The organism is Halobacillus locisalis, assembly GCF_013694105.1.
GTDB classification, from domain to species: Bacteria; Bacillota; Bacilli; order Bacillales; family Halobacillaceae; genus Halobacillus; species Halobacillus locisalis.
This window is the reverse complement of the sequence record NZ_JACEFG010000002.1, coordinates 740679-766892: the sequence shown is the minus strand read 5'-3', so window position 1 is coordinate 766892 and position 26214 is coordinate 740679. Positions and strand designations below refer to the sequence as shown.

Annotated in this window: 25 protein-coding genes and 2 pseudogenes; 7 read left to right on the top strand and 20 right to left on the bottom strand. The window is 37.3% G+C overall.

What is annotated here, in order from left to right:
* Positions 1-92: 92 nt before the first annotated feature.
* Positions 93-344 (bottom strand): hypothetical protein, encoded by a 252-nt coding sequence (locus tag H0266_RS10845; RefSeq protein ID WP_181472407.1) that lies wholly within the window; start codon positions 342-344, stop codon positions 93-95.
* Between the two features lie 245 nt (positions 345-589).
* Entirely contained in the window at positions 590-931 is a 342-nt protein-coding gene (locus H0266_RS10840; protein ID WP_181472406.1) for a hypothetical protein, read from the bottom strand.
* Positions 932-1732: 801 nt separating this feature from the next.
* Here H0266_RS10840 and H0266_RS10835 point away from each other — a divergent pair.
* Positions 1733-2863: a S8 family peptidase gene (locus H0266_RS10835; RefSeq protein WP_181472841.1), complete on the top strand. Its 1131-nt coding sequence runs from the start codon at positions 1733-1735 to the stop codon at positions 2861-2863.
* A gap of 301 nt (positions 2864-3164) precedes the next feature.
* Here the strand turns inward: H0266_RS10835 and H0266_RS10830 are convergent, their stop codons facing one another.
* The 3 genes from H0266_RS10830 to H0266_RS10820 all read right to left on the bottom strand — a co-directional run bounded on the left by H0266_RS10830 (position 3165) and on the right by H0266_RS10820 (position 5281).
* A complete protein-coding gene (locus H0266_RS10830; protein WP_181472405.1) occupies positions 3165-3560 on the bottom strand; it encodes an Imm50 family immunity protein in 396 nt (131 codons plus the stop codon).
* A gap of 31 nt (positions 3561-3591) precedes the next feature.
* Positions 3592-3834 carry a DUF6241 domain-containing protein gene (locus H0266_RS10825; protein WP_181472404.1) on the bottom strand — a complete coding sequence of 81 codons (243 nt, stop codon included), beginning with the start codon at positions 3832-3834 and terminating at the stop codon, positions 3592-3594.
* A 493-nt stretch (positions 3835-4327) separates the two neighbouring features.
* Complete coding sequence (locus H0266_RS10820) at positions 4328-5281, bottom strand: LCP family glycopolymer transferase (protein WP_181472403.1); 954 nt, start codon at positions 5279-5281, stop codon at positions 4328-4330.
* Between the two features lie 461 nt (positions 5282-5742).
* Between H0266_RS10820 and H0266_RS10815 the strand changes: the two genes are divergently transcribed.
* From H0266_RS10815 to H0266_RS10805, 3 genes are all read left to right on the top strand, one after another.
* Positions 5743-6048, top strand: a complete 306-nt coding sequence (locus tag H0266_RS10815; protein WP_181472402.1) for a hypothetical protein — start codon at positions 5743-5745, stop codon at positions 6046-6048.
* Positions 6032-7588: an LTA synthase family protein gene (locus H0266_RS10810; RefSeq protein ID WP_181472401.1), complete on the top strand. Its 1557-nt coding sequence runs from the start codon at positions 6032-6034 to the stop codon at positions 7586-7588. Before H0266_RS10815 ends, H0266_RS10810 begins: the two co-directional genes overlap by 17 nt.
* 415 nt (positions 7589-8003) lie before the next feature.
* Complete coding sequence (locus H0266_RS10805; RefSeq protein WP_181472400.1) at positions 8004-8207, top strand: hypothetical protein; 204 nt, start codon at positions 8004-8006, stop codon at positions 8205-8207.
* Between the two features lie 117 nt (positions 8208-8324).
* On the opposite strand, the gene H0266_RS10800 is transcribed toward H0266_RS10805, so the two are convergent.
* The 7 genes from H0266_RS10800 to H0266_RS10770 all read right to left on the bottom strand — a co-directional run bounded on the left by H0266_RS10800 (position 8325) and on the right by H0266_RS10770 (position 16993).
* The gene (locus H0266_RS10800) at positions 8325-9176 is read right to left on the bottom strand and encodes a hypothetical protein (RefSeq protein WP_181472399.1); all 852 of its coding nucleotides are present in this window, start codon (positions 9174-9176) and stop codon (positions 8325-8327) included.
* A gap of 72 nt (positions 9177-9248) precedes the next feature.
* Complete coding sequence (locus tag H0266_RS10795) at positions 9249-9401, bottom strand: hypothetical protein (protein ID WP_181472398.1); 153 nt, start codon at positions 9399-9401, stop codon at positions 9249-9251.
* 148 nt (positions 9402-9549) lie between these two features.
* Positions 9550-11829 (bottom strand): SF1B family DNA helicase RecD2, encoded by a 2280-nt coding sequence (gene recD2 / locus H0266_RS10790; RefSeq protein WP_181472397.1) that lies wholly within the window; start codon positions 11827-11829, stop codon positions 9550-9552.
* A gap of 137 nt (positions 11830-11966) precedes the next feature.
* Positions 11967-13139 (bottom strand): hypothetical protein, encoded by a 1173-nt coding sequence (locus H0266_RS10785; protein WP_181472396.1) that lies wholly within the window; start codon positions 13137-13139, stop codon positions 11967-11969.
* Between the two features lie 92 nt (positions 13140-13231).
* Positions 13232-14140 (bottom strand): ParB/RepB/Spo0J family partition protein, encoded by a 909-nt coding sequence (locus H0266_RS10780; RefSeq protein ID WP_181472395.1) that lies wholly within the window; start codon positions 14138-14140, stop codon positions 13232-13234.
* Positions 14133-15065, bottom strand: a complete 933-nt coding sequence (locus H0266_RS10775) for a ParB/RepB/Spo0J family partition protein (RefSeq protein ID WP_181472394.1) — start codon at positions 15063-15065, stop codon at positions 14133-14135. The genes H0266_RS10780 and H0266_RS10775 overlap by 8 nt, the downstream gene beginning before the upstream one ends.
* A gap of 1415 nt (positions 15066-16480) precedes the next feature.
* Positions 16481-16993 (bottom strand): hypothetical protein, encoded by a 513-nt coding sequence (locus H0266_RS10770; protein ID WP_181472393.1) that lies wholly within the window; start codon positions 16991-16993, stop codon positions 16481-16483.
* A 624-nt stretch (positions 16994-17617) separates the two neighbouring features.
* Here H0266_RS10770 and H0266_RS10765 point away from each other — a divergent pair.
* Positions 17618-17806, top strand: coding sequence for a hypothetical protein (locus tag H0266_RS10765; protein WP_181472392.1), 189 nt, complete (start codon positions 17618-17620; stop codon positions 17804-17806).
* 40 nt (positions 17807-17846) lie between these two features.
* Here the strand turns inward: H0266_RS10765 and H0266_RS10760 are convergent.
* The 6 genes and pseudogenes from H0266_RS10760 to H0266_RS10740 all read right to left on the bottom strand — a co-directional run.
* Positions 17847-18008: pseudogene (locus H0266_RS10760) on the bottom strand (DUF7713 domain-containing protein); the annotation flags it as partial.
* 92 nt (positions 18009-18100) lie between these two features.
* A complete protein-coding gene (locus H0266_RS10755) occupies positions 18101-18253 on the bottom strand; it encodes a DUF7686 domain-containing protein (protein ID WP_181472390.1) in 153 nt (50 codons plus the stop codon).
* 2 nt (positions 18254-18255) lie between these two features.
* Positions 18256-18381, bottom strand: a complete 126-nt coding sequence (locus H0266_RS19605; protein WP_281374294.1) for a hypothetical protein — start codon at positions 18379-18381, stop codon at positions 18256-18258.
* Between the two features lie 102 nt (positions 18382-18483).
* A complete protein-coding gene (locus H0266_RS10750) occupies positions 18484-18975 on the bottom strand; it encodes a DUF6241 domain-containing protein (protein WP_181472389.1) in 492 nt (163 codons plus the stop codon).
* 353 nt (positions 18976-19328) lie between these two features.
* Positions 19329-21257 carry an Ig-like domain-containing protein gene (locus tag H0266_RS10745; protein ID WP_181472388.1) on the bottom strand — a complete coding sequence of 643 codons (1929 nt, stop codon included), beginning with the start codon at positions 21255-21257 and terminating at the stop codon, positions 19329-19331.
* A 509-nt stretch (positions 21258-21766) separates the two neighbouring features.
* Positions 21767-22594, bottom strand: a complete 828-nt coding sequence (locus tag H0266_RS10740) for a DUF4365 domain-containing protein (protein WP_181472387.1) — start codon at positions 22592-22594, stop codon at positions 21767-21769.
* Positions 22595-23163: 569 nt separating this feature from the next.
* Here H0266_RS10740 and istA point away from each other — a divergent pair.
* Together istA and istB are read left to right on the top strand one after the other, a co-directional pair.
* The gene (gene istA / locus H0266_RS10735) at positions 23164-24615 is read left to right on the top strand and encodes an IS21 family transposase (RefSeq protein ID WP_181472386.1); all 1452 of its coding nucleotides are present in this window, start codon (positions 23164-23166) and stop codon (positions 24613-24615) included.
* Positions 24612-25334: an IS21-like element helper ATPase IstB gene (istB, locus tag H0266_RS10730; protein ID WP_181472385.1), complete on the top strand. Its 723-nt coding sequence runs from the start codon at positions 24612-24614 to the stop codon at positions 25332-25334. Before istA ends, istB begins: the two co-directional genes overlap by 4 nt.
* 123 nt (positions 25335-25457) lie before the next feature.
* On the opposite strand, the pseudogene H0266_RS19600 reads toward istB, so the two are convergent.
* Together H0266_RS19600 and H0266_RS19595 are read right to left on the bottom strand one after the other, a co-directional pair.
* Positions 25458-25894, bottom strand: a pseudogene (locus H0266_RS19600) (ATP-binding protein).
* A complete protein-coding gene (locus H0266_RS19595) occupies positions 25888-26049 on the bottom strand; it encodes an ATP-binding protein (protein ID WP_220127221.1) in 162 nt (53 codons plus the stop codon). The pseudogene H0266_RS19600 and the gene H0266_RS19595 overlap by 7 nt, the downstream one beginning before the upstream one ends.
* Between the last annotated feature and the right edge of the window lie 165 nt (positions 26050-26214).

Below are 26214 nucleotides of genomic sequence, written 5' to 3'. Positions count from 1 at the left end.
CAAGAGAACCGCCCCCTGTATTACATAAGAAATACCCACTGATAAAAGATCAGTGGGTATTTGTCATTTCAGCAACAAAAGCATTCGTTGCACTATTCCATTTGACCATTATGGGCTTTAATTGTTTCCTTAACCTCAGTCATATACTTATTATCAACACGGAAATAAAGCATATGCGTAATCCTGTCTTCATCTGTCAGTTTGAAGACTTCCTTCAGATTAATGCCCTCATCACTTTGAAAAGGTTCAATCCTTTCTTCATCAATGCCGTAACTTTCTAAATCAGCCTTAGCGCTTTCTGCATCGTTTTCTGTATAGAAATATGCACGCACCTGCTTGTCCATTCGATCATCCTCCTTTTGGCAGACATCCAAGAGTGAGTCCACCTGCCATTTTCGTGATTTCTATATATTCCATTCACTTCACACAACCGTTCGAAACATTTTTGCGCAGGATTTAACAAAGGGACGGTTCCCTTGTTTGAAATCAAACAAGGGAACCGTCCCCACATCAATTAAGCATTCAGTAACATCATAATAGAAGCAACAGGAATTCCGCTCATAAAGGCCAAGGATATGAAAACAACGGCTTATGCCTGTGATTGATTTTCCTTGGTCACGTTAGAAGTGCCTTCTTGTCCTTTTACAAACAGTTTAGCCAGGCCGATCAGCCAAAAAACGACGATGATCACAATCGACATATACATATGAAGACCTGTGACCTCTCCAGCTACAAGGTTCGCATAGGTTGCAGCAATAATGAAGATCGGAAGTGCCTCCACAATCGCTGCTGTAAGAAAGAATTTTGTCTGGGCTTTTTGAATGTCCGCTTGTGAAAACGAACCCTCCGCTAACGTGTCGAACATTCTGCTGCCTGCGAAAAAAACGCCTACAACAGCTAAGATGCTTGCAAGTGCAAATAAATACTCCACTTGATAACCTCCCACAAATAGATTCCATCAGAAATTCTAACATCAGGAGGATGAGGAGATATATTGGTAAAATCCACCTTATTTCAGTAGTCTATTATGGAACTGAATAAAGCGACTATCTATTAAAATAACTCAAAATATTATATAAAACGGATTGTATCTAGTTTATTGATTCCCAAGATATTGAGGTATTATGATAAACAAACCTTTCGATACAAATCCATAGTTAGATCTTCGCTTACAAAAAGTAAATCTACGTAATCCCTTGAAAATCCAACAAAGTCTACTATTCCATCCACATCTATAAAAAGTCGGATAATTCCCATTGTTTCTCTCCTTGTATTGAATATCCTGTAAGGCTATTTAGAAAAATATAAGCCTGTACCATAAAAGGCAAAGGCTATAGTCTCGCTATTTCAACTATCATAATATGGACCTACACCTATATAAGGCTCAATTATCATTTCCATCACTACACCCCTTTCTACCTTAAACTTTTACTATAATCTAGCCTCTGGTTAATACCTTCGTCATATTTATCACCAAATCATTTTTTTCATTTCAACCTTCCATAATAACATTATTTTTCAAAGATGTTTATTGGGAAAGTGCTGTATTTCTTACACCGTTAACCTTCATTCCGAACCATACATTTCCCAATATTATAAACTTATTGTCCATGTTACGATTAAACAAGTAATAGTCGAACTTTTCCGACATGTGAACCTGGGCCCGGGAGATGAGCATCACGAGTACACAGTTTGATTGTTATAAATCATGATTGGAGGAAAAGAAATGAAAATGACATTTAGAAAACTCAGTATTATTCTTAGCATGGTTCTCGTTCTATCCTTATTGGCTGGATTCTCTTCACCTTCTGCCTCTCCAGCGCAAGACAAAGGACCGAAAGACTTTCTCGTTGGTTTTGATACAAACATTAAACAAGGTCAAATTAAAAACATCAAGAAGTTAGGCGGAAAGGTTAAGCATCAGTATAAATTTATGGACACAATGCTGGTTTCATTGCCTGAAAAAGCTGCTGAAGCTCTTAAGAAGAACCCGAATGTGTCGTACGTAGAAGAAGATCAAATGGCACATGCGATTGGACAAACAACAACGTGGGGCATCCCTCACATCAAATCAGATCAAGTTCATGCGACTGGAAACACTGGTTCTGGTGTTAAGGTTGCAATTCTAGATACAGGAATCGACGCGAGCCATGAAGATCTTAACGTAACCGGCGGTGAAAGCTTCGTTTCCGGTGAGCCTGATCCATTCAATGATGGGAACAGCCATGGTACGCACGTTGCAGGAACAGTTGCTGGACTAGATAATAACGTTGGTGTTCTGGGTGTAGCACAATCTGCTAACCTTTACGCTGTAAAAGTACTAGATGGCGCTGGTAGCGGAACATACAGTGGCATCATTCAAGGAATTGAGTGGTCAGTTGATAACAATATGGATGTAATCAACATGAGTTTGGGCGGCAGGACTGGTTCAGCTGCACTCAAAGATGCAGTTGACAATGCTTACAACTCTGGTGTGTTAGTTGTTGCGGCAGCTGGTAATGAAGGATCGTTCTTAGTCTTTAACACGATCGGTTACCCTGCAAAATATGATTCTGCAATGGCCGTCGGTGCAGTAGATTCCAACAACAACCGCGCTTCATTTTCAAGCGTAGGATCTGAACTAGAAGTCATGGCTCCAGGTGTTGATATCTTAAGTTCCGTTCCTGGTAATAGCTATGCAAGCTATAATGGTACGTCTATGGCTTCTCCTCACGTAGCTGGTGCAGCAGCGCTTATCTTGGCAGAGAACCCCAACTTATCAAACGCTGAGGTTCGTCAAAAGCTTAATGATACAGCCAAACCACTTGGTGATTCCTTCTATTATGGTAATGGCGTAATCGATGTGTTAGAGGCTACAAGATAATGAATCTAGTAAAAAGCATGAATCTGTATCTATTACAATTCATGCTTTTTATTATGTCGTTGAAAGAAGCGTGGGACGGTTCTAGCGCTTCCTCTTAGTAAATACACCTAAAAAAGCACAGGATTTTACCAGTGCTTCCTCTCCCCTTGAATATTAGTCAGCTATCTTTAAAGGGGGGCTATAAACAGGGAGAGGGACTTTCAAATAGCTGCAGATTTTCCGTTTCCGACGCCTATATACACACTAGAAACAGAGGAAGCATAAGAACCCTCGACGCGCTTCTTAATAGTAGTATTATTTTTTAATTTAATTTTTTATAGCCAGATACAGAATCAATGAATCCGTATTCTGCGATTATAGACAGGTCAAATGTGCCAGTTATTTTTGCATTAACCAGACCAGAGTTATCTATATCAATAGCTAAATCTCCGATATAATCTTCTTTCAAACCTTTTAAGGTTAATTTTTCAACTGCTGAAAATGACACTTCAACATGCACAGTGTTATCCTCTAATTCCTTCCATTTTGCAGGTGGATTATCAGCAAATCTAGGCATATCAAATGAAAAACAAACCATTTGTCCTTCATCTTCAATTCTCACATTCGAAAACCTAACATTTAGGATTTTTGGAACTTCTTCATATAGTCTGATTAGAAAATTATTTTTGTCGAGATTTTCGTACCAAATTATAATCATCCCCTATCTTAGTCGGAAAGGATCATGTTCCTTAGTGCTTTTCGAAGCGTCCATGCGCTTCGAAATCTTCTTCTTCTTCGCTCATAAGTACCATCGCCCTTCCGATTACTCCGTTTTGCCACTCCCAGAGTGTATTGTGAACAGTCACAGCATTGGTGAAGTCACCTTTGTCCCAGGCTTCCAACGATTCCTTGTAAAAATCGAAATGTTCGTAATGATTTTCGGTTTCTACAACTGACTTCAGTATTCCGAGCAAGCGGTCAGTTTGTTCCAATACTATACATCTAACATTTCCAGCAAGGTTTAGGCACACGATTTAAGAAAGTATCCCTTACAATTTAAAGAAGTCTCTGTGCACTATGAGGCCATACTTAAATTTCAGTTCATTGCTAAGCACTGATTAATCCGACTCATTTATTCAACCACTGTAAAGACTTCGCCTTCTATTGCTCAATATTTCATATGAATAGTTATTATATATGTATAGGATGCGTCGGAACCGCCCTCGCGCTTACAGGGAATTTTATCCAGAACCGAAAGTCTGTACTTAGGCATCACGACAAGTATCGGCAACATCTTCATCGCCATGTTCTTCAGTGCAGCTGCGGCGTTCATCATCATGGGTGTTGTGAGTGTGGTTACATCGAAAGCGGATGAGGAGAATGTTTTGTTGGAGAAATCCAGTTAACAAAGGCAGTTCACATGGGGACGGTTCTCTTGTTTGAAATCAAACAAGAGAACCGTCCCATCTTAAAAGCAGATTCGGTTTAGAAACTATAATCTTCAATCATCTTACTGACTTCACGGATCTCTTGATCTGATACTTGCAGGTAGTATATACCATCGATTTCCGTTCCTGTACCCGACATCTGGTAAGTTGTCATATTTTCACGAGCACTTCGGTAATTTATGATAAGATCCTGCATCGTACTGAAATTCATATTGGTGGTGACATTGGTACCCAGAACATCCATCATATCACCAATTTTATGGACAGATTTAATACTGGCACCCTTATTGATGACAGCCTGGATCACTTTCCGCTGGCGTTCATTGCGGCCAAAATCCCCATCAGGATCTTGATACCGCATACGAACGAAGCCCATTGTTTGAGGACCGTTCATTTCCAACTCCCCTTCTGCATAGTGGAATCCCTTTTCATAATGCCCCGTATCATACCAATCTAGCTCATTATTTACGGTTATTCCCCCTACAGCATCTACCATTCCCGAAAGACCTTCCATATTCATTTTGACATAATAATCAAGCTCAAAGTCTAATAAACTCTCTACAGTGTTAATGGCCATATCGGTTCCACCAAATGCATAAGCATGATTGATTTTATCCTGTCTGCCTGCTTCAGGGGCATCCCCGACCAGCTCTGTCCTCGTGTCACGAGGAATACTGATGAGTTGACTACGAGCTTGATTAGGATCTACAGATAAAACCATCAGCGCATCTGACCGTCCCTGGTCATCGTCTCTTTCATCGACTCCCATCAATAGAATGTTCAAGGGTTCTTTTCTTTCTATCTTCTTTTTCGTCACTTCATGGTCAATCGATGCAACCTCTTGATTCATGTCTTCATCCACTATACTTCTAGCATCACTGTACACACTGTAAGCATAAACTCCCCCAACTACTAGTAAAAGAGAACATACAATCAACGGTATTTTCCAGAACCTGCTTTTCTCCTTTAGATATCCAAATAAACGCCCCATTTGCTTTTCACTCCAATTATGTAGTCGTGACTGTGCAGTTTGCAAATAACATCCATTAATTACCACTAAACTACCTACACATTACTATTTAATGTAAATAATATCAAATAATCCCACAATGATTCGAGTCATGTTTCGGGCCCAGTAAAGAACTCATCGAAAAAAGCAAAGTCAACGATACATCATTGACTTTGCTTTTTTCGATTCTGTATTTTGTTATAACGTAGTGCGGGGCAGGCACCGAATTAAATTTACATTGGCTTAATTTGAAATTTACATTATCTTAACATACCATAAAGATAGAATAGTTTTAATAATCCCCTTGAGTATTACATTACCCTTCGTCTAACAAGTTAGGATTATGCCCTATTCCATTTATAAAATAAAAGTTTATAGAACTGCTCTTTCCATTCATTATTCCACTTTCATTAAAGGGTGATCAGATGTTATTCAATGAAATTATGGCATTAATTATGCCTTCTATTATCTCGGTTTTTTTCTATACGAAAGTAAAACAGAAAAGAACGACGTGGTATGAAACATTCAGTCTATTCGTTTTATTCTCTCTCATTACCAATGCCGCACTTTACGCACTTCTCGTTTACATATTAGATACGAAGAGTCTCTTATTCTCTATCGCATTCACTATGAAATATAGTGTTTTAGCCACAATCATTTCGATAATCGTAGCAACCCTATACAGGTTTATCGAGTTGAATGTCACATTTAATATGAAAGTTGAGTCAAAGAATGAAAAAAATAATTAAACGCAGTATTACTTTCTTAACGGTATTACTATTGATTCTATCTTCGCTTTTATTCAGTCTAACAAATTATATAACGGAGAGCTTTCCGGACCAAAACATTGATGAAATGCTATTTTATATGGGGAATGGGGTCGAGGGAACTTCTGACGATGTCATTATCACTGCCATTACAAATATGCTTTTACCATTCTTGATCATATCCACTCTATTAATAATCCCTGTTATACGATTCACAAGGACCGATAATATTCTCACAGTGAACGTCAGAAAGAAATTCTTTCGTATACATCTGTTCCCTTTAAAAAAATTAAGATTCGTTTACGCTTTTTCGGTCACTATTCTTTGTTTATTCTCTGTATATAAGATGCTGGGAGTAGATGATTATATTGATCGGTTAACGGATTATTCCCCTTTTATTGAGAATCATTATGTAAATGGGGAGGATGTATCGATTACGTTTCCAGAAGAAAAGAGGAACTTGATTGTTCTGTATCTGGAATCTATGGAAAACTCCTTTATTGACCAAGAAAATGGCGGAGGATGGGATTATAATGTAATCCCTGAATTAACTGATTTAGCTCAAAACAACACGAACTTTTCTAATAATGATCAAATAGGCGGGGCACTTCCTCTTCCAGGTACAGAGTGGACAGTAGCATCGCTAGTTGCGACTACATCCGGCCTCCCTTTAAAAATACCTGTAGGTCAAAACTATTATAATTCAACTGGTGAATTTCTTAGTGGTGCTTATACTCTAGGTGACGTATTAAGTGAAGAAGAGTACAACTTATCTGCTATGTTCGGCTCTGATGCAAAGTTTGGCGGTCGTAAAACTCTATATGAAACTCATGGAGGTTACAAAATTTTTGATGTGCATACGGCCATTAAAGAAGGAAAGATGAGTAGAGATGAGCAAGTGTGGTGGGGGTTTGATGACAGCGACTTGTTCAAATGGGCAAAAGAAGAAGTCACAACGTTAGCAGGGCAAGAAGAGCCTTTCAGTTTCACCTTTCTAACAGCTAATACACATGCCCATGACGGATACGTAGAGGGCGAAACAAAAAACAATTATGATACCCAATACGAAAATGTGTACGCTTACTCATCCAAACAAGTAGATGATTTTGTAAACTGGCTAAAACAGCAAGATTTTTATGATAATACAACATTGGTCATCATTGGGGATCATCTCAGTATGCAAGGTGGCGAATATTTCCCTAAACATTTAGATGAAGGATATCAAAGGACTTTATATAACGCATTTATCAATTCAAAAGTTGATCCTCTTACCAATGATAAGAACCGGATATTCTCTCCACTGGATTTTTATCCTACAATCCTATCAAGTATAGGGGTCACTATTGAAGGAGACCGCTTGGGCTTAGGAACAAACCTTTATTCAGATCGTGAAACCTTACTAGAAAAATACGGAACAAAGCATGTTTCTGAAGAATTAGAAGCAAATTCCAGCTTCTACAACACGAGGATTCTACAAGATGATTATGTGGAATTGTTAGAAGAAGCAAATAAGGAAGACTAAAAGTGTAAAAGAGATGAGTCACCTTTCTGAGCTATACCCCGAATTATGGACATTGTTAAAAAATGCCCATAATCGGGGTGTTTTTTTTGTTTCATGACGCCGATAACCATTCATTATCTATTAGCTCATACGAGTCATATTATAGAAATGTCCAAGATTTTTTAATTATTACAGAGAAGGGTGAAAGAGTTACATTTAATTGCGACGTAAGAGCAGGGACGGTTCTAGTGCTTCTTCTAGTCCCGTCCCTGTGTATCATGAAGCAAAATTAGATCTTTTGGTTGATATTACAAAATGAACTTTGCTTCTTTTTATAGAGACCTACCTTCCGATTGTTCAAATCTTTACATATAGAACAATTATGTATAATTTATATGCTTAGGAAGTACAGGAACCGTCCCCGAGATTCTTAAACGTGGCGGAGGTCAGGCACCATCATATCGCACCCATCACGCTCGGGTATTTCTGGAACCGCGCCAATCAATACGGCGCTATCGCGGCCGTCGTTACGGGCGCTTCCTTATATGTCGCGTTTACAACGCTCAACTTGATTGGCAATATCTTTATCGCCATGTTCTTCAGTGCAGCTGCCGCCTTTGTCATCATGGGTGTTGTGTAAGTGTGGTTACACCTAAAGAGAATGAGGAGAACGTATTGTTGGAGAAATCCAGTTAACAAAGGACCGGTTCTCTTGTTTGAAAACCAAACAAGAGAACCGGTCCACATTATCATTTAATCATACAACGTCATCGACATTATACCTTTCATAGCTTGAATATGTAGATTCTTTGATTTCTTTCCATATCTCTAATGCTTCTTTTAAGTCACTTACTCCACTTTCAAGCTTTTCTTGACTATGATTATTTTGCAAAATAGAAAACGAGATTACATCAAGATCTACATTAAAAATATCCATACTGCCAACAACTTTGTGAGTATCAGGGTTTGATAAAGCCCCAAATTTGGAACAAGACTTTCCAAACACTTCAAGAAATTCTTTAAATTTCTCATTTAGATAGCTATCATAGAATGGTTGTCTATGTTCAGGATAATAGTGATTAGCCAAACAATCATACAAGTTAGCCCACCCATTATGAACTTTCCCCCACCCAAGTACTGACCTATCATACTGTCCAATCTTTTCAATATATCGGCTAATCTCAAAAGCAACTTCATATTCATATTTAGCCATATGAGCTTGCAAGTATGCATAGTTGTTTACTTGCTTATCGTATGGATTTTGTGCTACTTCGTGCAAACTTCCTTCTAGCTCTTGTTTTTTAGTAATTGTGTACACAACAATCCCTAATCCCAAAAGTGTAAATGAATCTGAAAAAGGTTGCAGCAATTTAGACACACTTTCTAACTTAAGTATAAAAAATGGAATTATTAGTAATACACCAGAAATAATTGCACACCATTGTTTTAATTTTTCATTATTCTTCCTTTTCAGTTCTGGAATAGCCAATAGTGTTGCAATAATAGTTGCAAAAATGATGAATATGGAATTTAACGCATTTGAAAAAAGAGCAATTACGGCTCCTGTAAAATAAGCAAAGCTTATCCCCTTTGTTAAATGATTCGTCACTTTTCCCCTCCTGTAATCAATAATACAACAAAAAACGTCTAGTTTCTGTCAAATTATAGTTTAACCTCATTATTATTTAGCTGCAACCAATTGCCCCATCTTCAGCAACAGAGAAAACCTTTTATCATCAGAGTATTTTAATTTCCAAGTGTAGAGATTCGCACTCCGTAAAGTCTCTTCTACGTTGTGCTTATATGTAATCGTCCCGTGTCCATTATGACTCATAAAGTTCTCCTCAATTAAAAAGAAATAATGAACTTTTCTTCTGTTTTTTAGAGATCCTTGTTTGCTTATTCAATACTTTACCTGATGAATAGTAAAGCATCATTTATATGGGTAGCAAGTTTACTAAGGGTCCCCAGTGCTTCTTATACTAAATCAGCAATTCCTTTAAAAAGGTATAGCGTGGTTTTGATTTTTCTTCAATACCGCGCATAAAAACTTCTAACTCTCCGATTATTGTTAATTCCTTCTTGGCACGTGTGATTGCTGTATATAGTAGATTACGATTCATCATAACCCTATGTGCACCCGAGATAGGTAGCATTACATGTGGAAACTCTGAGCCCTGAGATTTATGGACTGAAAAACAATATGCGAGAGCTAGCTCATCCATTTCTTCTTCGAAATATGAAATCTCTTTTTCATTAAATAGGACTACCAACGTCTGTGGACCTAACACGATTTCCTCTTCATTTGTTTCATTATTAATTTCTACACGTTCAACTGGTGTTTCAACACCTACAATTCTACCTAACTCACCATTAAGCACTTCTTTATCATTGTTATTTTTCAATTGAACCACACGATCCCCAATATAAAAGTTGTATAAGTTATTACAGAAACCTGTTGGTATAAAGTCTTTGTCTGACGGTATCTTTTGGTCAACTAAACTTTCTTGTATAGCCTTGTTGATAAATGTAATCCCTTGCCCGCCCTTATGAGATGGGGCGATAATCTGAATGTCATCAAATGGTATGTTTTGCGAAAGTCTAGATAGAATCTCTGTATATATTGTACTGACAATTTCATTTCGGCTTCTATCAAGCCACTTTACATCCTGACTAGTCTTTATTACTTTATTCGAAATGGAACCATTTCGAATTGTACTTGCTAACTCGTTAATAGCTGATTGTTGACTTTGACGAAATACTCTTGTTAACTCGACCGTAGGAAAAACATTGGATATGATAATATCCTCAAAAACATTACCAGCGTTTATGGGAGGAAGTTGTTCTTTGTCCCCAACTAGTATAATGCGATCATTCTTTTTAACTTTATCCATAAATTGGTTCATAGTTCTTATATCCATCATCGACATTTCGTCAATAATAAATAATCGACTAGATTTCTCAAGTATATCTGGAGACTGTGAATTTATGAAGTGATGAATTGTATTGGCTGAGATCCCAGTAACCTCTTTCATTCTTTTTGCCGCCCTTCCAGTTGGAGCTAACAATATAACTTTTCGTTTAAAATCATCAAAGTCTTCAAAGTCAAGAATCAAATCATATAACATCAAGATCGATTCAATAATTGTGCTCTTCCCAGTACCAGGCCCTCCAGTTATAACAACAACATGACTGAGCATCGACAAAAGAACAGACTTATCTTGTTCTTCAGATAATTGAAATGATAAGTCTTCTTTCATTCTATTATAACGTTTGATCAAGTCTTCAACCGATTCAATCGCTAATTCTTCTCCATGATGATGCAATAAAGAAAGTTTCTCTGCAATATCTTTTTCATATCGATAATACTTTTCTAAGTATATTCGGTTATCCATTTGACGTACTTGACCAATCTCAGTAATGAAACCATCGATATTGTGTACGTCTTTATTTACAAGCTCATTCAAGTTTTCTTCTATAATGTCTAAAGAGTAATGTACAGTATCTTGGTTGTATAATATTTGAGAAGCCACTTTTATAACATAGTCTCTTTTCGCGAATGTACTTCCATACCTTTCGTAGATTTGGTGAAGGCAATATTCAATTGCTCCCTTTATACGACGACCGTCCTCACCACGTATTTTTAGTTTATCAGCGATTTCATCTGCTTTTTGAAAGCCGATACCTGATATATTATTAGCCAGGACGTAGGGGTTTTCTGTTATTTTTTGAACTGATGCATCACCAAACAACTTATAGATGTTTTGTGCTCGCTTTAGAGAGATATTCCATTCATAAAGTTTTGTAATAATGCTTTGCATTCCCAAATTTCTAATAATTGTATCTTGGATACTTAAAACTGTTTTTTCTGGTATGCCCTTTACTTCACGTAAAACTTCTGGAGCATTAACTATTTGAATTAAGCAATCTTCCCCTAACGTTTCAACAATTTTTTCAGCTCTCTTTCTTCTAACACCATGAAACAGGCCTGAACTTAAGAAATCTACTACATTCGTGGAATCAATTGGAATGTTACGGATATACATGTCACATTTGAGGTTGACTCCATACTTACGGTTTACCTGTACAGATCCGAAAAATTTATATACATGCGTTTGTTTTTCAGGTGGAGCAATATTTAAAATCACTCTTATACTATCTCCCTCTGTATTGATATTTGTCTCTTGTATTTGTACTTCACAGATAACATAGGGGGACATAGGATTATTGAAGTTTGTATATATATCTAGTAACTTTTCCAATTACATAGTCGGTTGATGTTGTGTTTTTTTCTTTCATATTTGCACTCCTTCCCAATTTTATGAACTGAATTATGTTCACAATTTACGCTTGGTATTACCTGTGTAATGAAAATAGAAGCATAGGAATCCCCCTGCCTTTATAGGTTACGCGATGGTGGAATATGAAATCCCAAGTCTCCAATTCTAAGGATACTATTGAATAAAACTTCACTCATAGAAGATTCAGTAAGATTATAATTCCTACTAAAGGAGCGAACTTCCCAACTTTGAGTTTCGTCCTTTCCCCCATAGCTTTCCATTAAAGTAACAACACTGTTGGCAGCTCGCTTCTTAGGTATTGATCCTTCTTGATATCTCCGAGAAGCATTGTTGACAGCACTATATATTAGAGAACATATTTGCCCAGTGGAATAACTTTCAAGTAGATTCTCAATGACTTTATGAGTTTTATCTCCCGAATTTAAGACGAAGTTCAACTTCTTTAGTTGAAAATCCAGGAACTCTAATACTTCTCCTTTAGCCACTCTAATCCACATGTCATAGCTCCAATCAATATCTGCTAGAAAAATTTCTCTTTCAGGATACAGTAACCTCTTGTACATTTCAGATTTATTTCCATCGGGGGGACTAATATTTAATTGATAGTGTACTTGATGGATATAGAAATTTCGTGGGAAGTTTTCTTTACTAAAAGCTTGAATTTCAGAAGAAGGATCAGGTGTTATAACTCTCTCATTAATTAAATAAATAAGCACCTCCCTATTCAACTCTGGTGTAGGAGATAATTTTTGTTGATATGAGTGAACTGGATATATAATGCTCATATCTTCACTTAGTCCCAATCTCAATAGCACAGCCAGATAATACTTTGTTGTCAAGGTAAGTTCAAATTCTTCTACAGGGATCGGCGATGAGTGTACAGCATTGATTAATTGTGTTTTGATCCTTTTCTCTTCTATTTGAAGCTGCCTACTAATTTCTAGACACTTAGAACACTTGCATCGCTTACTATTCTCGTAGGCACACACTGGACATACAGGTGCTTTATCAATTGCGAAAGGTGAAGAGGATTTAGTCTTCCTCTTTTGTAACATTTGTTTACCACAATAAGTACACCTAAACCTTGTCACATGCGGAGGAAGAATATTGTATAGGGAAGAAGGGGAAATTGAAAGCTTATATTTCTCAATAACATCTTTGACTTTAAGAGAGTAATAGTCTTCTAGTAACTCATTTAACTCACTAATTGATAAATGCTGTAGAGGCTCCGCTAATTGGATATGCTGTAAATTTTCTTTAGTAATAGTCATTTCACATCACCACCTTCTTGTTTGAGTATAAACTTCCTCATCCATCATCATAGTAGAGCAATTTAGTAAAAGTCATTTAAAGAAAAAGAAGATTATTTCATATTTGCTTTCGCTTCTTGTAGGACACTTTCTAAATTCAATACAGTCTTTTCGTAGTTCTCCCAATCTTTCTGTGATTTAGGATGTATATTGTTAAGGTCTTTAACCATATACTTCATCTTTCTCGTGACTGTATTGAAAGATAGACTTTCTTCTTTACCCTGTTGTTGAATTTCTGACTGTGCTTGGACTAAACTCTTAGCTGCAATGACAAGGAAGTCCATTAATTGATCTTCTGTTGCATTCTCAACAAAGAAATCCCCGGACAAAGTGTTTCTAGAGACTTTTTTGTTTAAGGCTTTTTTGACCATGATTTGTCGAATGTATGATTCTCCTAACCTTTCAGTCAACTGCGGATTATATTTTTTACATTTCTTCATCCAAGTTATTATCTCAGTTAGAGTATCAATACTGAGTTGGCGATCTTCTAACCCTTCTTCAATTTCTTCACGATCAAAGTATTGTATAATGCGGAGGTACCTTTGAAGAGTTAATTTTCTGAAGCTAACTACCTCAGCTAATTTCCAAACTGGGGGTTTACCGTAGTGAAGCCAGCATTCATAAGTAAACTTAGCCCATTCATAAACAGTCCAATCTACTTTAGCTTGTTGCAATGCAGCAATACGTTCCACTTCTTCTTGTTTAGATTTGGGACGCTCAACAATGAACAGGGGTATTTGTTTGATCCCCATCTCTCTAGCTGCATACCATCTCCTGTGGCCACTCAGAATCACATACACTTGATTCTGCTTGTATGCTGTAACTCCTTCTTCCCATCCCCTGTTACTAATGATCTTTTGTAATTCCTCGCTTTTTACGGAATGGTCTTTACGAGGGTTTAATGGATTTGGCACAACATTATAAACTTCAACCCACTTGTGGTTTGAACTATTGTTATCCATGGTTAATTTCGCCTCCTTTACTTTGTTCAATGCGTTTCTTAGCCAAACTTATTTTCTCTTCCAATTCATGGACGACTTGTCTAAGATACTTTTCTTCTTTTTGGTCCTTCGGCTTAATATAAGGAACATCACGAATGATATTACCTAGTCTTTTTTCTATTTTTTTATTTTTTGAAAGAATGCCTGTTTCTGTGCCAACTTCCAATTGCGCTTCACTAAGTGTCTTTTTTCTATTTTTCAAGAAATCCATCACCTGTGAATCATCAGCGACGACAATAAAATCATCATTATACAAAGCTTTGTTTTTTGCACGCTTGTGAATTAGCTTGTCTATCACAGAATCCATAACCATATCTTTGGACAGTCGATTAAAGAGTTCAGGTCTATTTAATTGAAAACGACTCATCCACCTCTTCAAACTTATGAAGCTATCAAAGCTTGCCTTTCCACCCTCTACATATTTCTCTAGTGTTGGCTGAGGGAAGTATTCAAACACTTCAATATAACGTTGGAGTGTATCTTCGTTCATATGAATGATTTTCTTAAAGTCCTTAAAAGGAGGTCTTCCCCAATGGATCCACGATTCATATGCAAATTTAGCCCACTCATACCTCGTCCACTCAACGTGTGCACTCTGTAAATCCGCGATTCTTTCTACCTCTTCTTGCTGATTCTCTGGCCGTTCCACAACGTACACTGGAACAGTCTCGTATCCTAGTTCTTTCGCTGCATGTAGTCTTCTATGACCACTTAAGAGAATATATGAGCCATCAGTGTCTTGATATCCAGTTAATCCTTCTTCCCATCCCTTTGACTGAAGAATGTCCTGAATTTGTTCTGTCTCTCTTGAATTGTCTTTTCTTGGATTGAGCTTATTTGGTTTCACATGTGAAATCTCAACCCATACTAAGTATGATCTATACATCCTATCACCCCTGAGTATCTTTAATGTTTTGTTTACTAGAATGACGAAACAAATTTAGGATATCGCACATAAGATTTATTGCATACAAGTAAATCATGGACCTAAATCATACATATTCTATTAATGGTATAACCTGTTAAAAAACCACATATACTGAGTAAAGACTAAAAGAACAACGGTTATCTCTATACTTCTAAACACACTTCTAATTTGGGAAAGCTAATAATAACGAGAGTATAATATTAGCTGGTATGAGTATTAGTAAGTGTAAGGATAATATCCAAACAATCTTTTGAGGGTAATAGTATGAATGGTCTGGTGTAAATAGAGAAGGTGATAATCTATGTAGAGCAAGCCTCTACTTGTATGGGGTAAATAACATTAGGGAAAATGAAGTGGAACTTTACGAAGGAGTGTGAAGAGATTCAACTTTCTCGGAGTGGTATCTAATTTCTTACATACTTTTCATGCAGTAAACTAACTTTCTGTTACTGGCTTAGTGTATTTCCTAATGTACTAGTGTTTCTCTTCTTCATGTTAGTGTCTTTCCTGATCTACTAGTGTCTCTCTTCTTCATGTTAGTGTCTTTCCTGATCTACTAGTGTCTCTCTTCTTCATGTTAGTGTCTTTCCTGATCTACTAGTGTCTCTCTTCTTCATGTTAGTGTCTTTCCTGATCTACCAGTGTCTCTCTTCTTCATGTTAGTGTCTTTCCTACTTTTACTCATATTTCCGTACTTGGAGCTTCGGTAATGAAAGTGCCTGCACCACAAAGCTAATGGTTCAACATTGTAGGGGCAGGCACTTAAATGACAGACGTAAGCCTTCTTAATTAAATTTTAATTTACTACCATTCAACCCAGATGCAAACCACATAAGATGTGATTGTAACGATAAAAAACCCGGCGTTTTCTTACAAATATAAAGTTTGCCGGCTGAGTTGACTTCGTTTTATTCATCGTCTGCACGATGCGAGAAAAACAGACATTCTTGTTAAACGAACGGAAGTTATGTGTAAGTCCGTGGTACGCCCCCATCAACATCAAGACATTTGATATGAATGATTTTGTAGTTCATGATGATTCTTGAAGAAAGACACAACTTCCAGTTCATTATGCCCTTCGTTTGAGTAGTTCTTGAAATCTCCAATTCTTTCCTCGATAACCTAATGATTGTAAATGATATTTTTTCTATCCATTTCTTAATTGGTACACTCACATTCGCAGAGAACAACGCGGAAAACATCTGCGACTACTTCTAAATTGTTTATAACTACACTGCTTCATTTAATGAGGGTATATATCTTTAAACTTTAAAAGCCTGTTCTCACCTGTCTGAATAGTTAGCTAGGTGGGAACAGGCTTTTAAAAGTAGAGACTGTCACTTATCATTCAATAGTATTAAATTTTCACTGGATTAATGATTTATTTCCATATATAAATCACTTAACTCCTTAATAATATTATCAAAATGAATAAATGGAACGATTTCATCTTCTATTCCACTTAATGAGGTGATAGCGCCTGTCATTTCTTTTTTAAATGCTCTTAAATCTGAAATCGCAGATTGTATTGCTATATCCATAGAGATTGTGTTAGTAGAACTATCGTTCGTTTCATCATCACGAATAACATCCTCAATAAACTGGACAATCTCATGAGTACTAAGTTTTTTGTGTAGAAAGTCATCCAACTCTGTTGATGCTATCACTGTGTGGTAATGTCCATTGTGCCCACCCATTTCGCTAATAACTGCAAGCAACAAATCTTCTGCATTATATAATTCCTTACTTTCAAATTCTAATAAATCTCGAGCACCTATTGGCTTTTCCTCAATCACGTTTATTAAGTAGCTTTCAATAATATTGTAATCTCTGTATAGGTTTAAAGTTTCTCCAATTACTGTTCCATCATAGTATTTAGGTTTCATGGTAATCAACTCCTATTATTAAGTCATTTTATACAAGATCGAAGACTTTGCCAAATGTATATTTTTTCCCTTAGGAGTAGTAAGACATGTATTGTATCAGTGATAAACATATTCTAACTATGGGGGGTAGTTGAGTAGCTGGATGCTTTGCAAACAATCACTCGCAAAAACGACATGTTATTTAATAGAACCTCGTTGTCATTTTCGTCCTTTTTAGACTATCTGAGCACCGATTCCGGATCGGAAGTGATTAAAGAGGAGGTAGAAACAGCCCGTCCACCTTAGTACTTTGTTTGACCAACAGGAGTGTGGGCTACCCAAAAAGCACGAGGGCTTCTTCAACACGGTATGGAAACTAGCCAGCTTCTGGCTAAAGGGCTTCTAGCAATGATTTCTACTTCTTTTTTCATTGAATTCCCTTAACGGTTTTCGAGATCGTGTCCTATTATTACTCGTGAAAACGCTCATAACAACCGGGAGCTACACCTGAAACACCAATCTCCCTCGCTCTCTTTTTTCGTGAAAAAAGTTTGTCGCTTAGGTTCGCCATTTCATGTCCCACCACTTATACTCGTGAGTAGAGGTTCGAGGACCTCAAAAAAATAGAGAAATGGGGAATTACACATGACTAAAACTTACAGCCTGGTCGTTTACAAAGAAGAAACGGGGGATTTCCTCCTAACGGAGCAATCCGCCGTGAACGAAGCGCTTGCCTTGGAAACGTTCCATAATCTTTTAGGGGAAGGGTTCAAAGTCATCCATACCTTTGAAGGACTCGCTCCCAAAACGTATCGTTCACTGACACGGATTTGATAAAGAAACGGAAGCGCGGGTCCGGGCCCAGCGCTTCCTCCTAAGATATATTAACCTGAATCTTGAACCCTTCATTAGCATTCAATATCTTTTCTACCTCATCCCAAGAATAAGGCTTACCATCAATGACCACAACATTGTGGTCACTCTCCTCTGAATAAGCGAGATGACCATGGAATACATCATTCTTCATCGACGAGTAATTCTGTCCGTGAAAATCCTATTTTCTATGTACATTTCACCAATTCCATAAGAGACTTTATCAACTAAACGCTCCAACAGACTTCCCTGGTCTTACTCAAGCTCTCCGTGAACAGCAAACTGATAACCATACTCATCCGCTTCAGCTTCCTCCAAGAAAAGACCCACCTCAGAAAGATGCTGATGTATCCCAAAGTTCCGCCACTCTCCCACGGCATCTTGCAAAACGAGTTCTTCCGCCTCCATCTTTAAGCGACAAAAAATTGATCACTCATCCATTGGTGATAGCATTTCTCACAGAACCTCACCGTTTCATCCCCATCTACCAAGTGGACCTTGGATTCAGCGTTATCAAAGTTCGTGCATCTATTCATTTTTCTCCCTCCTAGCCTCTCTGTTCATAGTCTACCATTTAATCAAAAAAGACAGCTCCCTAGTTTGAAAACCAAACAAGAGAACCGTCCCCATTTTAACTCTTAGAAATTTCGCTTAATATATTCACGCTCTTCCTCTTCACTCATAAGCCCCGTCGCCCTTCCAATTACTCCGTTCTGCCACTCCCAAATTGTATTATGAACCGTCACCGCATTGGAGAAGTCACCTATATCCCATGCTTCCAACGATTCCTTGTAAAAATCGAAATGTTCATAATGGTTTTCAGTTTCTTCAACTGACTTCAATATTCCGAGCATACGGTCAATTTGTTCCGCCGTCATTTGTTGACTCCCACGCTTTTTATCTGCTTGGACTTTTTGGTGCGTCATTTCATGTAGTTCCTGCCTAAATGAACGTTCGGAAGGAATTCCGTCTTCTTCTACTGCTTTTATTTCTTTTTGCTCTATAGGTTCATTGACTTCCTTCATAATTTTTTCTTGTTCTTTGGTCATTGAGTTATCCTCTGAAAAAGCAATCCATACAAACGTAAAAATGACAATAAGAGATAATCCTCCCAACGAATACAACAACATTTTTGTGATTTTCCCCAATATAGTTCCCTGTCCCCTTTTATTGTTTATTAGGATCGCCCTTCATTAACTAGCACATATAAGCCAACATTATTCAAATTACTTTTCCTTGAAAGTCTCTTCATCTATATGTATTGCCGCAATTAAATAAGATAAAAGGGGCCCCTCTAATAATTAGACGATTTCATTAGAAGAAAAGACTGCGTTCACAAAAATAACTTTTAATTCTAATATGGACACAGTTGGTCCACCTCTTATAAAGATTCATGACATAACAAGAACACCTTCAAATTAGTATTATAAATTTGAAGGTGTTCTGCTTATTCTCTATTCGTGGATCTCTACAAACCGTCTTATTAAGACTCTACATCAAACGACATCATGACCGAGTTGCTTAACTCATTTCCGTTCGCCGCTTTAATATCTTTTGAAAGGTACAAGTAATATGTACCCCCTGCGTATTTCGATAAAGGTGTAAGCTTCAATTGGTCCGCTTTTAATTCTGCTTCGATTTCTACTTTTGTTCCATCAGCATGGACAACTTGAATGTCGTCCGTATTGATCTCTTTTATTTCTGTGTTAAATTGGATCGTCCACGTTTTGTTAGGATCATCCGTCGTCTTCTCCGTCCAATCCTTCACTTCGGAATCAGATAGCAGCAGTAATTTACTCTCTTTCTCCCCATTGTCGAGGCGCGCCTCGATGGTTACGAGTCCGTCATTTCGTACATCAACGTTTCCATCAGCATCTACTGTTGCCATGTCAGCATTTAAGCTCTTAAAAGATTGGGCATCGACAGAAAATAAATAAGATAGGTTATCTTTGTTCACTGAAACAATCTTATTCGCTTCTGTACGATCGTTGACCTGCTTCACTTTAATCTGAGATTTGTTACCGAGTGGGTCTTCTATCCATGTACGTATTTCGATAACCTTTTTCACAGCATCATGAACCTCGAACGTCCCTTGATACACGTTCTTGACCACGTCTAAATTCAAAATTTCTGATGTGACGTCTCCTGAATGACTTTCATATACGACTTCACCTTTACCGGTGTACGTGCTGTGTACCTGCGCATTCAGCGTAAAGTCTAGTTGATCCCCCGTTTTAAGGACTTCACTATGATCTTTCAGCGTCATCATGTAGGCTTCTAATCCACCGGGACGAGAACCGATTTCATACTTCGTCGTCAAGGTTTCCATACGATCTTTATCAAATGGATCGGTGTATGTGTACGTAAAGGTATGATTCCCTTTCTCAATATCATCAAAATACCTGAACATATACAGTTGTTCATCAATGATCGTATTCTGATTCTCATCCACAGCTTTCAAGTTTATGTCCCGATCACCACTCGAGAAGTTTTGATTTCGAATCGTGTCCAGCTGCCACTTCCCATATTTCACGATGCTGGTTAAAGAAAAGGACTGCTGCATCATGATATGAGTGGGCTCCACATCGTGCAAGCTGATTTCATCTTCATTTCCAGTCATCACAGGTTTACTGAAACTATAGCTGTAGTCACCTGTTTGAGCATTCAAAATCAATTCTCTCTCAAGACCAGGTTCCACATAAAATGCCGAGTCCTTATTGGGTAACGTTATATAACTACCGTGTGTACCGAAGTCATTTAATAAAGCGACACTCTCAAGAGACAATGGTGTATCAAACGAGACTTTTACACTTTCATTGACGGATTCCTGAAAGTCTACCTCACCAGACCCTGGACTTGGATCAGCCAAATAATAGAAGACATCCTCTCCTCTTTGCCCCTCTATCATAAAGAGCGGGTTCTCCGCTTTCTTATCCAATAAGAACGTGCCTTCTCCTTCTGACATATTGATCGCAAAAATTTCACTCCCCATATTCGGAGCGACGATTACATTTTTTACGTCATGGCCTTCAGGTGTACTCATCGTATATGTATGATAGGATTTCTTCATATCTACACTCGTCAATTGATTAAACTCATCACCCGTCATTTGATCAACATAGTGATAGTAAACTTCATTTCCATCTTTCATCAATTTGTAGATCAATTCGATTTGGTAGTCATGCTCCTCAAACAATCCACTCATATTCACGGGTGAATCATCGTACAATATTGTGCTACCTGCTCCTTTCCAAGTCATATTCGAAGCCTGTCCACGAATAAGATCGACGACTTCATAACCATGAACTGGGTTAAGGGTGATCTTCTCTTCTGCTTTTGTTGGTTGTGAAGAGAGCATTAAGAACATAGCAAACAGAAGCAAGCTCTTCATCAATACGTTATATTTCTTCATAAAATCCTCCTAGAAAACTAATAATATTCCTTGCACACAAGGAATAAATATAGCACATTAGGACTATAAAGGACATAGGTTCAAATAATTTTTTAGTACCTTATTGATGAGAGGTTATCGCTTGCAGCAAGAGGAAAATACACTGAAAGTATAGCCGAGAACAAAGGCTATTTACGACTTATTAATTACGGTAATATCTCGGAGGAATAGAAAGAAAACGCCCCTTTTGACAAGCAGATGAACAAAGCTAAGCTCCTATATTAAAAGCGGGCTCCTTTCAAAAAGGCCTGTTTACATTGGGGTCATATTCGCTGATGTTAGGAAATTTGGTTCCGTTGAAAATAGAGAATTTCACGGTATATGAACTCTCCTCCCCCATCACTCCTTAATACTCTTCACCTTGTATTTAAAGCGGATTTTACTGCGTTTAACGCAAAAATGGCCCACCACTTATTAAGGTGATGAGCGTAATTAGATGAGTTTCTTGTATACTATTGCTTTCTTTATAACTATTTAAATTGTAGACTGATTTTTTTAAGTTCATCCTGAAGTTCTATAAACTTCTTCCCTATTTCATTCGGGTATAAATTCAACAATATATTTGAATCATCTAAAGAATGTTCTAAATCGGCCCAAAAGAAGTATTGCTCTAAAGCATCAATTAATTTAGTATCACTATCATATTTAAAATATGTAGTACCCAGGTTTTCATCTTCAATAATTAAGTCTATGTCTGCTTCACCCAATGACTTTTCTATCAGTCTAATTTGAACTTTATTTCTTTCTAAGTCACGTATCAATGGTTCATTCATCTTTAAATAGAAATATTTGGATTCTTCTTCATTTCTATTCAGAGATATTTCATATAAGTTATTAGCACTATCTTCATTTAAAACTTGTGATGATGGAACATGAATTGAAAACGATTTTTCGTTCTCACTTATTTTTTTATCAGTTACATGCTCCCAATAACATATCTCATTTGCTACATCAACTAATATAATTATTACTGGGATTGACTTATTTACCCAATATTTATAATGAGATAAATTACCTTCATTAAAATTAATATATTTAGTAGAAGGAATAGTTGCAAACTTTCCCTCTGAAGATTTGATTTGACAGGCAATAAGCATACCCGTCCCCCATTCCCCTACAACAGGTTCAATAATCCCATCTATTCCTACATCACCAGTCGGTAACTCTTTGAAATAAAGGTTTGATTTCGCTAAGCTTTTCATAACAATTCCTACACCAGCTCTGTCAGTCATACTTGTTTTTGTATATTTTGGATTCCCTTCATAAGAAGGGCCATAGATTCTATTTAGTTCACTCATTTTTCACTCTCCCAAGTTTCATTTTTTTGATTTCTGAAATTCTACTAACTAAATGTTAATCAAGATTACAGACTTGTGATTTTTTCCTTTTTTACAAATATAATGTAAAATCATACCACCTCTATTCCACCTAAACCTCGCTCAATTTCCTCTATATAGTTATGAAGATATTCAAAATTTTTTTATTAATCTCAGTATTTGGTTTATCAGTCACTAGGTGTATAGATGAACTATCTTTTCTGACAACAATTGAATAATATACGTCGCCTAAATCAGTACCAGCCTAAAATCAGTTATCATCAATCGGATTTACGTTACTATATATGTTAATTTCCTGATATAATTGTTCTAACAATACCTCCCAAGATTGTCGTTTATTTTGATGTGTTATTTATTAACAACTTGATCAAGCTCTTTTGTTGTGTAGTGCAAAATAGAAGTACAGAGTTGTGCAACCAAAACGTACATAACTCTGCACTTCTTTTTTAGATAAAAAAAGCCCTTGCCAGCCTCCCAAAACCACTCTACTGTAATTGGTGTCGAATCAAAACACAGTGGAGGTCGAAAGGATGCTAGCAATGACTACGATTAATCATATCAAAAATATACGGAATCTTGAAGGTGAATCAATTAATGAAATTTCTAAAAGAGTTAATGTAAATTGGCGGACGGCAAAGAAATACGCTGACACAGATCAAGTTCCGAAAGAAAAAATTATAGAGCGTAAAGGCATGATGTATGAAGAAGATTGGGGTGATATCGTAACAGACTGGCTAATTGAGGATCAAAAACTGAAAGCGAAGTTGAGAAGGAAAAACAAAACAATCTATGAACAGTTGAAAGCCCTTGGGTTCACAGGTTCTTACAGAACCGTTTGTTACTTTATCGCTCAATGGAAAGAAGGAAAAAATAACGAAAGCGAAGATAAAGATAAGAATAGCGAAAGGTTAAATCATCCTCCTGCTGAAGCTCAAGTGGATTTCGGATTAACGGAAGCAGTGAAAGATGGGAAGTACATAGATGTTCACTGTCTGATTATGAGCCTCCCTCACAGCAATGCGGGATTCTCGATTGCTCTCCCCGGAGAAAATCAAGAATGTTTTCTGTTCGGATTAAAGAAAGCATTTGAGCAATTAGGATCTGTACCTAGAAGTGTTCGAATTGATAATTTGAAAGCTGCCGTAGTTAAAGCAAGAGATAAGAATGGCGAAGCTATTTTCACAGATGAATTCATACAGTTCGCTAATTTTTATGGGTTTGAGATTCAAGCTTGTAATCCAAGAAGAGGCAACGAGAAAGGCCACGTAGAAAATAAAGTTGGCTATGTTCGCTATAATTTTGTCACACCATCTCCAGTTATCGAGAGCTTCGAAGACCTGACCAACATTTTAAATGAAAAGCTATCAAAGGATCGTCAACAAATTCATTACTCCAAGGGAGTGCGGATTCAAGAATTGCTTGAAGAAGAAGTCAACTATACTCTAGCTCTGCCAGAAGAGGATTATCCAATTTTTAAGGAAACTACATCTACAGCTAATAAGTATGGTGAAATCACAATTGACGGAACGAAAGAACATATTCCACAAGGCTACAATTTCAGCTATCTTCATGTTGTTCTATATTGGGACCGTTATAAAGTCGTTTCTCCTTACGGAGAAATTCTTCATTCGGATTATCGACCTTATATGAATAAAGGACGTAATATACCCTGGTTATCCATTTTGAGGGGCTGGAGATCAAAGCCGCGTGCGGTGTCTTACTCAAGATACAACCCCTATTTGCCAGGTCGAATAGCAACTTACTTAAACATCGAGGAATTGAACATACGTAAGCAACGTTTGGATTGGTTGATTAGTTTATTAGTGACTCACGAAATGAATGAAATCAATGATAAATTCTATGATTTATTACAAGAACAACCGGAAAGAGTCTCTGATTCTACTCCCCATCCTTACGATGTGGATTGGTCTAAATATGATCTGTTACAACCGTCCTTAAAAGAGAATGGTGAACAGGTATGAACATTAAAGAGATGTGCAAAAACCTTAGACTAGCTTATGTCGCAGACATTTACGAGCAAATACCTTTTGAAAACGAAACCCAGTACTTAGAAGCACTTTTCCGAAAAGAATTTGAATTAAGAGAAGAAGCGAAAGCTGAACGACTTATTAAGAAGGCAAAGTTTATAAATCATAAGAATCTCTCGAATTTTCAGTGGGGAGATCAAGTCAGGTTTCCACCTCAGCTAGATCGAGTAGAGTTAGAAGGCTTGCATTTCATTGACCAGAAAGAGAATGTGGTATTAACAGGTTCGCCAGGGACTGGAAAGACGCACTTGGCGACTGGATTAGGCCGTGAGGCTTGTGAGAAAGGGTATGAAGTCAGATTTTTTAGAGTGTCTGATTTAGTGGATACGCTAGAGAAAATGTGGAGAGAAGGAAAGCTACAGCAATTCAGAAATCGGTTCAAAAAAGTGGATCTCATCGTCTTGGATGAGATGGGCTACATCCCTTTCAGCAAAGAAGGAGCAGAGCTTCTATTCCAGCTTATTACCGATTGGTACGAACAGAAAAGCATTATCATCACATCGAACTTAGAGTTCAGTCAATGGAATCGTATTTTTGTAGATTCAAGACTGACAGCGGCATTGGTTGATCGCGTAATTCACCATGCGCATATCCTGACGTTCTCAGGTGATAGTTACCGAGTAAGTCACGCTCTATCAAGGCAAAATAACTAAATGAAATCGGCTGGCAAGCTTATGTATTTTCTGTTGCATTATTATGTACTTTTCTATTGCAAAACACATTTGTCAACAACGAATTGAAATTCCCTATTTTCAACGGAACCAAATTCCCTAATATCAGCGAATGTTGGCCGGCTGTACACCGGCCTTTTTCTTTTCCCTCAGGCGATAGGAATCCTCCTTAATGTTGAAAGTGGTTGAGTGATGAACCAGGTGATCTAAAATAGCAGTGGCTAACACTTCATCCCCCATATTTTTCCCCATTCCACATAGGGTTTGTTTGACGTAATGATCATAGCACCGTGTTCATATCTTCTAGATATGATTTGGAAAAGTGTATGTGCACTTAATTCATCAAAGCTAAAGTACCCTAGTTCATCTATTATAAGGAGGTCTGGCCGACTATACCTTTTAATAATCCGTTGGATTAATCCTTGCCTGTCTGCTTTCTGACATTCAGCTATAAAATCGTTTGCGGTGATAAACAGTGCTTGATGACCTTGAGTTAAAGCTTCAAAAGCCATGGAAATGGCTAAATGAGTCTTACCTACCACCGTGGGACCCAAAAGAAGAATTTTTCTAATATTTCTCCGTTGTGAATGTACCTTGAAGACAATACTTCCTTAACTCTTCTTTGATCAATGCTAGGTTGAAAGCTGAAGTCAAAGTCGTGGATACTTTTAATATATGGGAGCTTAGCTTTGTTCAACCGCTTATCAAATGCACCCTTGTCTTTCTATTCAATTTCTTAAGATAATACCGTTATTTAGAAGTCGGAATATTGTACAATATTTTTAAATGCGTCTTCAAGTAGACCATCAATTTGATCGGTGGTATGGTGCCATCCGATCTGTTCTAAGCGTTCAACTAGAAG